This window comes from Marinobacterium sp. NO-S09, from assembly GCF_059179545.1.
Window position 1 is genome coordinate 2,239,193 of the sequence record NZ_CP168954.1, and the last position, 13,296, is coordinate 2,252,488.

General features: G+C 54.7%; 16 protein-coding genes. 15 read left to right on the top strand and 1 reads right to left on the bottom strand.

Features of this window, described 5'->3' with window-relative positions:
* Positions 1-7: 7 nt before the first annotated feature.
* Complete coding sequence (locus tag O3C79_RS10355) at positions 8-1,144, bottom strand: GNAT family N-acetyltransferase (protein WP_494383045.1); 1,137 nt, start codon at positions 1,142-1,144, stop codon at positions 8-10.
* Positions 1,145-1,197: 53 nt separating this feature from the next.
* On the opposite strand from O3C79_RS10355, the gene O3C79_RS10360 reads away from it, so the two are divergent.
* The 15 genes from O3C79_RS10360 (at position 1,198) to queC (ending at position 13,283) form a co-directional block, all read left to right on the top strand.
* Entirely contained in the window at positions 1,198-1,644 is a 447-nt protein-coding gene (locus O3C79_RS10360) for an HIT domain-containing protein (protein ID WP_494383046.1), read from the top strand.
* 320 nt (positions 1,645-1,964) lie between these two features.
* Positions 1,965-3,728 (top strand): aspartate--tRNA ligase, encoded by a 1,764-nt coding sequence (gene aspS / locus O3C79_RS10365; protein ID WP_494383047.1) that lies wholly within the window; start codon positions 1,965-1,967, stop codon positions 3,726-3,728.
* 100 nt (positions 3,729-3,828) lie between these two features.
* On the top strand, positions 3,829-4,566 hold the full coding sequence (locus O3C79_RS10370; RefSeq protein WP_417532718.1) for a YebC/PmpR family DNA-binding transcriptional regulator: 738 nt from the start codon (positions 3,829-3,831) through the stop codon (positions 4,564-4,566).
* Between the two features lie 73 nt (positions 4,567-4,639).
* Positions 4,640-5,158 (top strand): crossover junction endodeoxyribonuclease RuvC, encoded by a 519-nt coding sequence (ruvC, locus tag O3C79_RS10375; protein WP_494385788.1) that lies wholly within the window; start codon positions 4,640-4,642, stop codon positions 5,156-5,158.
* A gap of 22 nt (positions 5,159-5,180) precedes the next feature.
* Entirely contained in the window at positions 5,181-5,810 is a 630-nt protein-coding gene (ruvA, locus tag O3C79_RS10380) for a Holliday junction branch migration protein RuvA (RefSeq protein ID WP_494383048.1), read from the top strand.
* 10 nt (positions 5,811-5,820) lie between these two features.
* Complete coding sequence (gene ruvB, locus O3C79_RS10385; RefSeq protein ID WP_494383049.1) at positions 5,821-6,831, top strand: Holliday junction branch migration DNA helicase RuvB; 1,011 nt, start codon at positions 5,821-5,823, stop codon at positions 6,829-6,831.
* 115 nt (positions 6,832-6,946) lie between these two features.
* On the top strand, positions 6,947-7,303 hold the full coding sequence (locus tag O3C79_RS10390; protein WP_076462535.1) for a TraR/DksA family transcriptional regulator: 357 nt from the start codon (positions 6,947-6,949) through the stop codon (positions 7,301-7,303).
* Between the two features lie 65 nt (positions 7,304-7,368).
* Positions 7,369-7,782, top strand: coding sequence for a tol-pal system-associated acyl-CoA thioesterase (gene ybgC, locus O3C79_RS10395; protein WP_076462534.1), 414 nt, complete (start codon positions 7,369-7,371; stop codon positions 7,780-7,782).
* Positions 7,783-7,798: 16 nt separating this feature from the next.
* On the top strand, positions 7,799-8,479 hold the full coding sequence (gene tolQ / locus O3C79_RS10400) for a protein TolQ (protein ID WP_010325506.1): 681 nt from the start codon (positions 7,799-7,801) through the stop codon (positions 8,477-8,479).
* A gap of 9 nt (positions 8,480-8,488) precedes the next feature.
* Entirely contained in the window at positions 8,489-8,905 is a 417-nt protein-coding gene (gene tolR, locus O3C79_RS10405) for a protein TolR (RefSeq protein ID WP_494383050.1), read from the top strand.
* A gap of 5 nt (positions 8,906-8,910) precedes the next feature.
* A complete protein-coding gene (gene tolA / locus O3C79_RS10410; protein ID WP_494383051.1) occupies positions 8,911-9,837 on the top strand; it encodes a cell envelope integrity protein TolA in 927 nt (308 codons plus the stop codon).
* Positions 9,831-11,138, top strand: a complete 1,308-nt coding sequence (gene tolB / locus O3C79_RS10415) for a Tol-Pal system beta propeller repeat protein TolB (protein WP_494383052.1) — start codon at positions 9,831-9,833, stop codon at positions 11,136-11,138. Before tolA ends, tolB begins: the two co-directional genes overlap by 7 nt.
* Positions 11,139-11,200: 62 nt before the next feature.
* Entirely contained in the window at positions 11,201-11,737 is a 537-nt protein-coding gene (gene pal, locus O3C79_RS10420; RefSeq protein WP_010325502.1) for a peptidoglycan-associated lipoprotein Pal, read from the top strand.
* Positions 11,734-12,573 (top strand): tol-pal system protein YbgF, encoded by an 840-nt coding sequence (ybgF, locus tag O3C79_RS10425; protein ID WP_494383053.1) that lies wholly within the window; start codon positions 11,734-11,736, stop codon positions 12,571-12,573. The genes pal and ybgF overlap by 4 nt, the downstream gene beginning before the upstream one ends.
* A gap of 29 nt (positions 12,574-12,602) precedes the next feature.
* Positions 12,603-13,283, top strand: a complete 681-nt coding sequence (gene queC, locus O3C79_RS10430) for a 7-cyano-7-deazaguanine synthase QueC (RefSeq protein ID WP_010325500.1) — start codon at positions 12,603-12,605, stop codon at positions 13,281-13,283.
* Positions 13,284-13,296 lie beyond the last annotated feature (13 nt).

The following is a 13,296-nucleotide window of genomic DNA, read 5'->3' on the forward strand; positions in this document are numbered from 1 at the left end:
GAAAAAACTACGTGTCTGGCTGTTTGAACGGCAGCCAGGTGCGTAGCTCCTCAATCTGCAGCTCCATGTGCTGCTGCTCCTCACGCACAAACTCTCCTACCGCGCGATTGAAGTCCGGGTGGGCCATACGATGCAATGACCAGGTTCTGACCGGCTCGAAACCGCGCTGAATCTTGTGCTCCCCCTGAGCACCAGGGTCAAAGCGAGCCAGTCCTTGCCGGATGCAATAGTCGATCCCCTGATAATAGCAGGCTTCAAAATGCAGGCTGTCGTAATGGTCGAGACAGCCCCAGTAGCGACCATAAAGACAATTTTCACCGATGAAATACAATGCGGCGGCAACCGCCTGTCCTTGATCTTCTGCCATGATCAGCAGCATCTGGTCAGCCATCTGCTGGTGCAACTGGTGGAAAAAATCTGGCGCCAGGTATCCTTGCCGGCCACGCTTCAAATAAGTGGCCTGATAGAAACGATAAAACTGCTCCAGATGCTGTGGCTGAATCGCTTCACCGGTTAATGCGTTCAGTTGAATGCCTTGTTCCGCTACCTTTCGGCGCTCACGACGCACGGATTTTCGTTTGCGTGAATTAAAGCGTGCAAGGAAGTCGTCAAAGTTCTCATACCCTTGGTTAAACCAGTGATATTGGCTGCCCAGGCGAGAGTGTGTCGCACTGGGTGCGGTTTCAATCACACCAGGTTGCGGAAACAGGCAATGCCAGGATGAAGCACCCACTTCCTGCATGATCTGATCGAGAATTCCCGGTAGCAGCTCAACGGCCGTCGCCAGAGGAAGTGATGTGCCAAATCTTGGTCCTGTGGCCGGTGTAAACGGGATCGCATTGACCAGCTTGGGATAGTAGATCAGGCCGTTGCGTTGATAGGCATCGGCCCAGGCCCAGTCGAAGACATATTCGCCCCAGGAGTGCGATTTGATGTACAGCGGGATAACCATCACCGGATGGTCGTTGTTATCGGTCACCAGGGCATGCAAGGGTTGCCAGCCGGTGCCTTCGCCAACGCTTCCGGTCATTTCCAGTGTGTGCAGAAATGCATGGCGAAGGAAGGGGTAATCCGTACCGCAGAGGCTGTCCCATAGATCAGCGGGAATTGCATCGATGCCGGGATGGAGATTGACTTTATACATGCTGACCTATACTAATCCTGTCACCATTTGGATTGATATCGAAGGAGCCGTTAATGGACGAGTTGGAGCTGGAATTTGAGCTGGACCCCCGTCTTGTCACTGATACTATCGCGATTGGCGACTTCCCGCTCTGTCGTTTGCTGTTGATGAACGACAGTCAGTACCCCTGGTTTATTCTGGTACCGCGCCGTGCTGGTGTGACCGAGCTGTACCATCTGCCGGCCAATGAACAACAGCAGTTGATTCACGAGGCCAGTGATTTGTCGGAGACGCTGGCCGACCTGTTTCAGGCACGCAAAATGAACGTGGCCACACTGGGTAACATGGTGCCTCAACTGCATGTGCATGTCATTGCCCGCAAGGAGTCTGATCCTGCCTGGCCAGGGCCTGTCTGGGGTAAGGTGCCTGCAGTGCCTTATACACCGGAGGAGCTGGCGCGCGTGCGCAGCAAACTAGAAGTGTTGCTGGATGGAGAGCTGGCGTTCGAGCCGCATGATTGAGTGAATTAGTACTGGTATGGGTGGGTTCGCGCACAGAGTGCGCTCCCATAAAGCTCTCCCGCAGTGTGCTCCCAGAGTGCTCTCTTATAGCAAGGTGCTGCCGAGGTTACCGGGGTCTGCAATTAACCTGTGGGAGGTCAGTCCCCTGGTCGAATACCCGTTAGTCTACACAATCAGGTTGTCACAGTTCTGGGCCTTTCGAAGGCCAGTATTCTTCTATCCCGGCATTGCCTGTCGCCGGGCCTGTCAGGTCCGGCTAAATCGGTTATAATCCCCGCCTTTGAATTCCATGTTGCACCCAGATACAGGAACAGGACAGTATGCGTAGCCATTATTGCGGCGACCTCAGAGCAGAACATATCGGAGAAGACATTACCCTGAGCGGCTGGGTTCACCGCCGTCGTGACCACGGTGGGGTTATCTTCCTCGACCTTCGTGACCGCGAAGGTATCGCCCAGGTCGTGTTTGACCCGGATCGCGAAGAGAGCTTCAATCTGGCCGATAGCGTTCGTAATGAATTTGTTGTCGAAGTGCGTGGCACTGTGCGTGCGCGCCCGGAAGGCACCATCAATAGCGAAATGGGCACTGGCGAAATCGAAGTACTGGGCAAAGAGCTGGTTATCCTGAACAAGGCTGAAACGCCTCCCTTCCAGCTGGACGAACACCAGCAGGTAGGTGAAGACGTGCGTCTGCGTCACCGTTACATCGATCTGCGCCGTCCTGAGATTCAGCGCAAACTGCGTTTCCGCTCCAAGATTACGCATAACATCCGCAATTACCTGGAAGAAAACGGCTTCCTCGATATCGAGACACCGATTCTGACCCGTGCGACCCCTGAAGGTGCACGTGACTACCTGGTACCGAGCCGTACGCATGAGGGTAGCTTCTTCGCTCTGCCGCAGTCACCCCAGCTGTTCAAGCAGCTGCTGATGGTGTCCGGTTTTGACCGTTACTACCAGATCGCCAAGTGCTTCCGTGACGAAGACCTGCGTGCAGACCGTCAGCCTGAATTTACCCAGATCGACATCGAAACCTCGTTCATGGACGAGGAAGGTATTATGGGTCTGACTGAAGGCATGATCCGTGATCTGTTCCAGGAGATCCTGGACGTTGATCTGGGTGATTTCCCGCGTATGCCGTACTCTGAGGCGATGGACCGTTTCGGTTCCGACAAGCCTGACCTGCGTATTCCGCTGGAGCTGGTTGACGTTGCCGACCTGCTGCAGGATATCGAATTCAAGGTCTTTGCTGGTCCGGCCAAGGATCCGAAAGGCCGCGTTGCAGCACTGAAAGTGCCGGGTGGTGCACAGCTGACCCGTAAGATCATCGACGAATACACCAAGTTTGTTGGCATCTACGGTGCCAAAGGCCTGGCCTGGATCAAGGTCAACGAACTGGCTAAAGGTGTTGAAGGCCTGCAGTCGCCGATCGTTAAGTTCCTGGGTGACGAAGTGGCCATGCAGGTGATGGAGCGTCTGGAAGCAAAAGATGGCGATATCATCTTCTTCGGTGCTGACAAAACCAACGTTGTTAACGAAGCCTTGGGTGCGCTGCGTATCAAGGTTGGTGAAGACATGAACCTGATCCAGCGCGAGTGGGCGCCGCTGTGGGTTGTCGACTTCCCGATGTTTGAAGAAACCGACAACGGTGGCATGACTGCGCTGCACCATCCGTTTACAGCACCGAGCTGCACAGCAGAAGAGCTGGTAGCCGAGCCGGAAGGCAAACTGTCCCGTGCCTACGATATGGTTCTGAACGGTACCGAGCTGGGTGGCGGCTCTGTCCGTATCCACGATCAGGATATGCAGAAGGCTGTCTTCAAGGTACTGGGTATCTCTGACGAAGAAGCGGAAGAGAAATTCGGCTTCCTGCTCAATGCACTGAAATTCGGTGCGCCGCCTCACGGTGGTCTGGCCTTCGGCCTGGACCGTCTGGTGATGCTGATGACAGGCTCTTCTTCCATCCGTGAAGTGATTGCCTTCCCGAAAACCCAGAGTGCCGGCTGTCTGCTGACCGACGCACCGGGTGAAGTCAGCGCCGCACAGCTGCGCGAGCTGAACATCAAGCTGCGCAAAACCCCCTGATCCTATTCAGCGTGGGTGGGCGGTCGCCAGGCCGCCCGAATACATGACGAACAGATGAACAGAGCCGCCCGGCTCTGCAATCAATCGAGGATGTAGTTTTATGGCAGGTCATTCCAAGTGGGCTAATATCAAGCACCGTAAAGCGGCACAGGATGCCAAGCGGGGCAAGATTTTCACCAAACTGATTCGTGAGCTGACAGTGGCCGCGAAAGAGGGCGGTGGTAACCCGGAGGACAACCCGCGTCTGCGCGCAGCTGTCGATAAGGCGTTGGGCGCCAACATGAAAAAGGACACCATCGAGAAAGCGATTGCTCGCGGTGCCGGTGGCGGTGAAGGCGACAACTATGACGAGCTCACCTATGAGGGTTATGGCCCGAACGGTGTCGCCATTCTGGTTGAGTGCATGACCGATAACGTGAACCGTACCGTATCTCAGGTTCGTGCGGCTTTCAATAAGGCTGGTGGCAACCTGGGTACCAACGGTTCTGTTGCCTACCTGTTTGAAAAGAAGGGTCAGATCTCATTTGGCGATGATGCCGATGAAGATGCGATCATGGAAGCAGCGCTGGAAGCGGGTGCTGATGATGTCGTTACCAATGAAGACGGCTCCATCGATGTATTCGCTCCCTGGCAGGAATTCATGGATGTTAAGCAGGGGCTGGTTGATGCCGGTCTTGAGCCAGTATATGCCGAAGTAGGCATGATCCCGTCTACTACCGTCGATCTGGATGTGGACACCGGCACCAAGGCGCTGAAGCTGATCGATGCGCTGGAAGATCTGGATGATACCCAGAACGTCTATCACAATGCCGATATTCCGGAAGAGGCCATGGCCTGATCCTGATCGGATGTGAGTCATAGAGACCGGGGGCAACCCCGGTTTTTTGTATATGCAGGATGGTGGAGCAGCGATGCGGATTTTGGGGATTGACCCTGGCTCACGCATTACCGGCTACGGGCTGATTGATATTGATGGCCCCAAAACTCATTACGTCGCCAGCGGGTGTATTCGCATCAGTGGTGAAAACCTGGCTGAGCGCCTGCAGCAGGTATATGCAGGTGTGACCGAAGTTATCCAGCGTTACAATCCTGTTGAGATGGCCATTGAGCAGGTGTTTATGGCCCGTAATGCTGATTCGGCGCTCAAGTTGGGTCAGGCCCGAGGGGTGGCGATTGTTGCAGGCGCGAATCATGCGCTTCCTGTTGCTGAATATGCTGCACGTCGCGTCAAACAATCGGTTGTCGGCAGCGGCGGGGCTGATAAGGCCCAGGTGCAGCACATGGTCGCACATTTACTAAAGCTGCCGGGCCTGCCGCAGGTAGATGCGGCCGATGCACTGGCCATTGCACTTTGTCATGCTCACTCCCGGGCGGGGCTGGCACCAGCAACGCGAACACGCAGTCGTAGCAGTGGTCGTTGGCGTTTATAAGGATTAAAGGAGAGCTTTCGTCTTGATCGGATATCTGAGAGGACGCATTTTGGAAAAGCAGCCGCCCTGGTTGTTGCTGGACGTTAATGGCGTTGGGTACGAGGTGGAAGCCTCGATGAATACCTTTTACGGCTTGCCGGAGGTTGGTGCCGAAACCGGACTGCATACGCATTTCGTCGTGCGAGAGGATGTGCAGCTGTTGTTCGGGTTTGTTGATGCACAGGAAAAGCTCCTGTTTCGGTCATTGATTAAGGTGAATGGTGTAGGGCCCAAATTGGCATTGTCCATTCTGTCGGGTATCAGTGCCGATGCATTTATTCGTACCGTGCACCAGGAAGATACTTCGGCTTTGGTGAAAATACCGGGGGTAGGCAAGAAAACGGCCGAGCGTTTGATTGTCGAGATGAAAGACCGTTTGGCACTGCTTGAGTTGCCGACCCTGACCGAGCTCGAACTGAGCTCAGGTAATCTGCCGGCAGCGGCACCGGCGGCTACGGATCACCGCGCAGAAGCTGAAAGTGCCCTGGTTGCTTTGGGGTATAAACCGCAGCAGGCTACCAAAGCGATCGAGAAAGCGGCGGAAACCCTGGGTGCTGATGCAGTGACAGAGGTGCTGATTCGTCAGGCGCTGAAAACCATGGTGACAGGCTGAGATAACAGGCATGAAAATCGAAGAAGATCGTTTCATTACTCCAGTGGCCAGCTCGAATACGGAAGAGGTGCATGACCGTGCCATCCGCCCCAAGCTGCTGCAGGACTATGAAGGCCAGCCAGCGGTGCGCGAGCAGATGGAGATATTCATTCATGCGGCCCGCGTACGCAATGAAGCACTGGATCATACTTTGATTTTCGGGCCGCCCGGGCTCGGTAAAACTACTCTGGCCAATATTATTGCCCATGAAATGGGGTCGCAGATCCGGACTACATCAGGCCCCGTGCTGGAAAAGGCCGGTGATTTGGCAGCATTGCTGACCAATCTTGAAGCAGGCGATGTGCTGTTTATCGACGAAATTCATCGCCTGAGTCCCAGTGTGGAAGAGGTGCTGTATCCGGCGATGGAGGATTATCAGCTGGATATCATGATTGGCGAAGGTCCGGCTGCACGCTCAATCAAGCTTGATCTGCCACCCTTTACCCTGGTGGGTGCGACGACTCGTGCAGGCTCACTGACATCGCCTCTGCGCGACCGCTTCGGTATTGTGCAGCGCCTGGAATACTATTCCATTGAGGATTTGACCGGCATCGTGATGCGCTCGGGTCAGTTGACGAATACGGAAGTAGAGTTGGAAGGTGCGCGTGAGATTGCCCAGCGTTCGCGTGGAACACCGCGTATTGCCAACCGTCTGTTACGTCGTGCACGAGATTTTGCCGAAGTAAAAGGGGATGGTTGTATCAGCAAACAGATCGCTGATCTGGCCCTGAATATGCTGAATGTAGATGAACGGGGCTTTGATCATATGGATCGGCGCCTGTTGCTGACCATGATTGAAAAATTTTCCGGTGGCCCCGTCGGAATCGATAACATCGCCGCGGCGATCAGTGAAGAGCGCGATACCATTGAGGATGTGCTGGAGCCCTACCTGATTCAGCAAGGCTTCATTATGCGCACCCCGCGTGGACGCGTAGTTACCGATCATGCGTATGTCCACTTCGGACTGGAAAGGCCTGACTGATATCAATCCCTCGTGATGAATTGATGACGTGGACTCAGGGTGTGATCAAGGTCAAGTAATCCTGGGTCAATCCTGCTTTAGCATGGCTGTAGCCACTAAACAGGGGGAAGCCCAGATGTCCGCGTTATTAAGTCACGATGAGCTTGAGGGTATCGCCCTGGAGCTGCGCGAGTTATTGGACAGCCTGCACGAAGAGCTTGCAGATGAGCTGCATACCATCGAGCATGCCCGTCATCAACTGCAGCAGGCACGTGCCAGACAGAGTGACCGCGAAGCGGCGCTTGAGTTGGCGCAGCGCCTCAATCTTGAACATCTTCGAGAGCATCTGGATACCATTGCCGCCTGCAACGAGGCTCTGCAGCGAATCAGTCGTGGCCATTACGGCCGCTGTACCCGTTGTGGTGAAGCAATTGAGCTGAATCTCTTGCGCGCAGACCCGCTCACCCATCGCTGTATGGCCTGTCAGAGCTAATCTCTTGTTTTAAAATCTGCGGCTGTTATTGTTGTCTGCCATCATGGTTTGATTAGGGCAACGGCATGCCGTTTCAGTGGCCGGTTCGGGTCTACATCGAAGATACCGACGTAGGTGGTATCGTCTACTACGTAAACTATCTCAAATTCCTTGAGCGTGCCCGTACCGAGTTGCTGCGCAGTCATGGCTATTCTCAGCAGGCGTTGGCAGCTGCCGGAACCCTCTTTGTCGTCACCCGAACCGAGTGCGACTATCGCAAGCCCGCCCGGCTGGATGATGAACTTCTGATTGAAGTCGAGATCGAAAAGATTTCAGCCACGCGTGTCACGTTTTTGCAGCAGATTGTCCGATCTTCAGATTCTGTTCTGCTTTGTCAGGCTAGAGTAGTGGTTGCCTGTGTGTCGGCAGCTGAACTCAAGCCACAGCGTTGGCCCGCAACACTTATTGAATATATGCAATGTAATCTTAGGCGCAGCTGACCGTTGAGGAGAAGTAATGGAAGATAAGCTGTCTATCTGGAGCCTGGTGCTTAACGCAAGCCTTGTTGTGCAGCTGGTTATGCTATCGCTGTTGCTGGCATCGTTTTTGTCCTGGGTGATGATTTTTCAGCGCAATCAGGTCATGCGCAAAGCACGTCGCTCGTTGAAGCTGTTTGAGGATCGTTTTTGGTCAGGTATCGATCTGGGCCAACTGTTCCGTGAGGTAAACCAGACACCCAACCCCAACAGCGGTGCCGAAAATATCTTCCGTGCCGGCCTGCAGGAATATACACGCCTGAGCCAGAAAAGCGGCAGTGACCCTGACATGATCATGAATGGCGTTCAGCGTGCCATGCGCGTTGCCATGGCGCGTGAAGAGGAGCGCCTTGAGCGTCATCTGCCGTTTCTGGCGACGGTAGGCTCTACCAGTCCTTATGTCGGTCTTTTTGGCACCGTCTGGGGCATTATGAATGCCTTCAGGGGCTTGGCAAACGTGCATCAGGCTACGCTGGCATCGGTGGCGCCAGGTATTTCCGAGGCGCTGGTGGCGACTGCAATTGGTCTGTTTGCGGCTATTCCGGCGGTTATCGCCTTTAACCGTTTCTCGGCTCAGGCTGAAGGCTTGTTGAGTGCCTATGACACCTTTGCTGATGAGTTCTCCAGCATTCTTTACCGCCGCGTACACCGTGCGGCCTGAGGCTGAAGCATGATTCGCAAACAACGCAAAAAGCGCAGGCTGAACTCTGAAATCAATGTTGTTCCCTATATCGATGTGACTCTGGTGTTGCTGGTGATATTCATGGTCACCGCGCCGATGCTGACTCAGGGAGTTAATGTTGAACTGCCCCAGGCATCAGCGGAGCCCGTAGATGATCAGAATGAAGAACCAGTGATCTTGACGGTGGATGCTGCCGGACAGTACTACATTAATGTCGGTGGGGGTGAAGAAACCCCCTTGAGTGCTGACCAGGTAGCTGAGCGAGTGGGCAAGGTTCTGCAATCCGCACCGGACAAGTTATTGCTGGTGCGAGGTGACAAGAACACCAACTATGATCAGGTCGTCCAGTTGATGGTGCTGCTGCAACAAGTCGGTGCAGGCAGTGTCGGGCTGGTGACAGAATAGGGCGCATGGTGGATTTTAGAAGTTACATTCTGCCCACGTTTCTGGCTCTGCTAATTCACGGCCTGGTGCTGGCGCTGTTAAGCACGCACTGGATTGATCATTCTGAATCCAAGCGACCCATGCCGAGGCACATTCAGGCCCAAATGATCGACTTGAATGCACTGGCCGACCGTCAGGCAGAGCAGGAGCGTATCACTCAGGAAAAGGCCAAGCAGGCTGAGGCTGCTAAAGCCAAGGCTCAGCGTGAGCGTGAGCAGGCGGCTGCCGAGAAGCGGCGTCAGGAGCTGGAGCGCAAGAAGGCCAAGGCGGAAGCCGAGCGCAAGGCAAAGCAGGAAGCTGAGCGCAAGCGACAGCAGGAAATTGCTCGCAAGCGTGAAGCCGAGCAAAAAAAGAAGGCAGAGCTGGCAGCAAAGAAAAAAGCAGAGGCCGAAGCTCGCAAGCGTAAAGCTGAAGAGCAGGCACGGCGTGAAGCCGAGAAGGCGAAACAGGAGGCTGCCGAGCGTGCTCGTAAAGAGGCAGAGCGGCGTGAGCAGCAGGCAAAAGCTGAGCAGGAATTGCAGCAGGCGCTGGAACGAGAGCGTCAGGCACGCGCCAAGGCTGAAGCGGCTGCGGCTGCTCGGCAGCAGTCGCAGGCAGTGATTGGTGATATTCGCAGTTATATTCAGGCTGTGTTGCAGGATAGCTGGCGTATACCCAGTACTGCGCGTAACGGAATGGAAGCAATCGTGACGATTCATCTGCTGCCCAGTGGTGAGGTGGACCAGGCATACATCGCCAAAAGCAGTGGTAATGCGGCCTTTGACAATACCGCAGTTCAAGCCGTTTATCGTGTCCAGTCTTTTCCGCGTGTAGCGGATGTAGATCCGATACTGTTTGAGCGTCAGTTGCGTAAATTACAGGTTAAATTCAAGCCGGAGGGCCTCAGGTGGTAAAACTGAATCAGTTACTGGTATTGGCGCTGGCGGCGCTTATGTCTATGTCCATTCGCGCCGAGTTGGTCGTGGAGGTGACTCAGGGTGTGGAGTCACCTACCCGTATCGCGGTCGTCCCTTTTGCCAATGACAGTGGTCTGGCTCTGAGTGAGGACGTAGCAGATCTGGTGCAGCAGGATTTGGGGCGCAGTGGCTTTTTCGAACCCATGGCGCGTGAAAACATGCTGGGCTTTCCCAGCCGTCGTGCTGATGTCTATTTCCGTGACTGGCGTATATCACGGATGGACTACGTGGTAATCGGTCGTGTTGAAAGCAACGCAAACGGGCAGCTTAATATTACCTATGAGTTGTTTGATGTGTTGCGCGAAGAGTCTTTGATGATTGAGCCGCTAAGTGTCCCCCAGGGTGGTTTGCGCGATGCGGCACACTTCATTGCCGACCGTATTTTCGAAGAACTGACCGGGCTTAAAGGGGCTTTCTCGACACAGATCGTCTATGTTACGGCTGAGCAGCTGTCCGCTGGAAAGCAGCGTTTCCGTCTGAAGCTGGCCGACTGGGATGGCGCGCGCGCGCAGACTATCCTTGAGTCTCCTGAGCCTATTCTGTCTCCCGCCTGGTCAATGGACGGCAGTAAACTGGCGTACGTTTCTTTTGAGACCAGCAAGCCCTCTATCTATGTGCAGCACCTTGCGACGGGTAAGCGTGAACGTATTCAGTCGTTCCCGGGGCTGAACGGTGCGCCGGCCTGGTCACCGGACGGCAATCAGTTGGCGTTGGTGCTTTCGCGTGATGGCAACCCGGAAATTTATGTGCTGAATCTGCAGACACGTGAGCTGCAGCGCATTACCCGTCATTACGGCATTGATACCGAGCCCAATTGGTCGCCGGATGGCCGCTCATTGATTTTTACCTCCGACCGTGGTGGTCAGCCGCAGATTTATCGTCTGGACCTGGCGAGTCGCAACCTGGAGCGTCTGACCTTTGAAGGCAATTACAACGCAAATGGTCGTCTTACTCAGGATGGTCGCTTCCTGACCATGGTTCACCGCAGTCAGGGCGGGGGCAATGGATTTGATATTGCCGTGCAGGATTTGAAAACCGACCGTGTGGATATCCTGACGCGTTCAGGTTTGGCAGAATCACCCAGTATTGCGCCTAATGGTAGTATCGTAATCTATGCTACCCAGGAAGGAACGCGTGGTGTGCTGTCGGCCGTATCTCTGGATGGTCGGGTACAGTTCAGAATGCCGGCGAATGAAGGGGATGTGCGTGAGCCTGCATGGTCACCCTATCTCCGCTAATTTGCATGATCCAAACATTACACTGATAACCAATTAACTATATAACGCTTAGAGGAAACAGCATGCGCGTAGCCAACTTTACCAAAGCCGTCGCCATTACATCTGCAATGATTCTGGCCGGTTGTAGCACAACCAGCACTACTACTGATGGTGGTGCTGCAGGCTCTGCTAATGGTGGTCAGGACGGCGCTGGTGCCAGCAGTTACGGTGCAAACAGCGGTGGTGTATCCGCCGGTCAGGTGGTCACTCGTGAAGACCTGAATCAGCTGCAGACCGTTTTCTACTTCGACTTTGATAAAGCCGTTGTTCGCCAGCAGGGTTTTGCTGATCTGGAAGCACATGCGCGTTACCTGGCACAGAACCCCACTGCCTCGGTGCGTCTGGAAGGGCATGCTGACGAGCGTGGTACCCGTGAATACAACATGGCGCTGGGTGAGCGTCGTGCCAAGTCCGTCGAGCGTCTTCTGATGGTCAATGGCGCGACTGCCAACCAGGTTGAAACTGTCAGCTACGGTGAAGAAAAGCCTGCCATGATCGGCCATGATGCCGCTGCCTGGGGCAAAAACCGTCGCGTTGAGCTGAAATACCTGAGCAAATGATCCGTATAGCCAAAAATGGCATCCTGGTGGGGCTGCTCAGTGCAGCCGCACCGGCTTACGCCGATGTCCCGGTAATTGAGATTCGTGAAGCGGGAAGCGGCTCCACGACTTCCGGTCAGCCTGTTGCGCTGGGCGCCAATTCTGCGGGAAATGAAATGGTGCTGCTGATTCAGCAGCTTCAGGACGAAGTGAGGAGCCTGCGTGGCACGGTAGAGCAGCAGCAGCGTCGACTGGACCTGCTGGAGCAGCAGCAGCGTGAGCGTTACCGGGATATTGATCGTCGCCTGAGTCTGCTGTTCCAAAGCCTGCCCGCAGATGCAGCGCTGGCGACGGGTGAAGGCTCTGCGACAGCAGCGCCACCTGTTCCAGGGCCTGCCGAGTCTAAGGTTTCAGCTGATAAGCAAACGGTTCCCGAGTCGGTAGCACAGGATGTTCCGCAGGCTTCTGAAAGCCCGTCAGCACCCGCCAGTGCCGATCAAAATGCTTATGAAGCGGCTTACGGTCTGATACGTCAGCGTGACTTTGTTGAAGCCAACAAGGCGCTTACAGCGTTTATCAATACCTATCCCAACAGCGGGCTCATTCCTAATGCCTGGTACTGGAAGGGTGAGGTGCACCTGGCGCAACAGCAACTTGAGGGTGCCCGTCAGGCGTTTACACAGGTGCTGGATAATTACGCCGAGCACAGTAAGGCACCGGATGCCATGTATAAGCTGGGAGTGCTGTTCGGGCGCAGTGGTGACACGGCTGGGGCTGAGCAGATGATGCGTAAGGTGATTGATACCTATCCGCAGTCATCAGCTTCTGAGCTGGCACGGGGTTATCTGACGCCTTAATTTGTAGCCAATAGATTTGATGTGAGTTGATGAAACAAGGTGAAAAACGAGCAGTTGTTCTGCTCTCCGGTGGTCTGGATTCAGCCACTGCTTTGGCAATGGCAAAAGAGCAGGGTTATGCCTGCTATGTACTCAGCTTTGATTATGGTCAGCGCTCTCTGACCGAGTTGAATGCGGCGCGTGCCATTACCGCTCAGGTGGGTGTTGCCGAGCATCGTGTGTTGCGCCTTAGTCTTGAAGACTTTGGTGGTTCAGCGTTGACCGACAACAGCATTGATGTGCCTGAAGATGAGTGTGAAGGTGTTCCGGTGACCTATGTGCCGGCACGTAATACCGTATTTTTGTCGCTGGCGCTGGGTTGGGCTGAAGTGCTGGATGCCGATGCCATATTTATTGGCGTGAATGCGGTGGATTACTCCGGTTATCCGGACTGTCGACCGGAATTTATCCAGGCATTTGAAACCATGGCGAACCTGGCAACACGTCGAGGCGTAGAGGGTGATCCGATCAGTATCGAAACACCGCTGATGCACCTGACCAAGGCCGATATCATCGAAAAGGGCACGGCGCTGGGTATCGATTACGCATTGACCGTCTCCTGTTATCAGGCCGATGATGAGGGGCGTGCCTGTGGTCGTTGTGACAGTTGCCGGCTGAGAGCCAAGGGCTTTGCCGACGCCGGTGTGGCAGATCCGACTCGTTACATGTAATTCTTTTGAAAAA

Excerpts from the sequence above, each read along its gene's own strand:
- O3C79_RS10355 (WP_494383045.1), bottom strand. The coding sequence starts at position 1,144 with ATGTATAAAGTCAATCTCCATCCCGGCATCGATGCAATTCCCGCTGAT.
- O3C79_RS10360 (WP_494383046.1), top strand. The coding sequence starts at position 1,198 with ATGGACGAGTTGGAGCTGGAATTTGAGCTGGACCCCCGTCTTGTCACT.
- aspS (WP_494383047.1), top strand. The coding sequence starts at position 1,965 with ATGCGTAGCCATTATTGCGGCGACCTCAGAGCAGAACATATCGGAGAA.
- O3C79_RS10370 (WP_417532718.1), top strand. The coding sequence starts at position 3,829 with ATGGCAGGTCATTCCAAGTGGGCTAATATCAAGCACCGTAAAGCGGCA.
- ruvC (WP_494385788.1), top strand. The coding sequence starts at position 4,640 with ATGCGGATTTTGGGGATTGACCCTGGCTCACGCATTACCGGCTACGGG.
- ruvB (WP_494383049.1), top strand. The coding sequence starts at position 5,821 with ATGAAAATCGAAGAAGATCGTTTCATTACTCCAGTGGCCAGCTCGAAT.
- O3C79_RS10390 (WP_076462535.1), top strand. The coding sequence starts at position 6,947 with ATGTCCGCGTTATTAAGTCACGATGAGCTTGAGGGTATCGCCCTGGAG.
- ybgC (WP_076462534.1), top strand. The coding sequence starts at position 7,369 with ATGCCGTTTCAGTGGCCGGTTCGGGTCTACATCGAAGATACCGACGTA.
- tolQ (WP_010325506.1), top strand. The coding sequence starts at position 7,799 with ATGGAAGATAAGCTGTCTATCTGGAGCCTGGTGCTTAACGCAAGCCTT.
- tolR (WP_494383050.1), top strand. The coding sequence starts at position 8,489 with ATGATTCGCAAACAACGCAAAAAGCGCAGGCTGAACTCTGAAATCAAT.
- tolA (WP_494383051.1), top strand. The coding sequence starts at position 8,911 with ATGGTGGATTTTAGAAGTTACATTCTGCCCACGTTTCTGGCTCTGCTA.
- pal (WP_010325502.1), top strand. The coding sequence starts at position 11,201 with ATGCGCGTAGCCAACTTTACCAAAGCCGTCGCCATTACATCTGCAATG.
- ybgF (WP_494383053.1), top strand. The coding sequence starts at position 11,734 with ATGATCCGTATAGCCAAAAATGGCATCCTGGTGGGGCTGCTCAGTGCA.
- queC (WP_010325500.1), top strand. The coding sequence starts at position 12,603 with ATGAAACAAGGTGAAAAACGAGCAGTTGTTCTGCTCTCCGGTGGTCTG.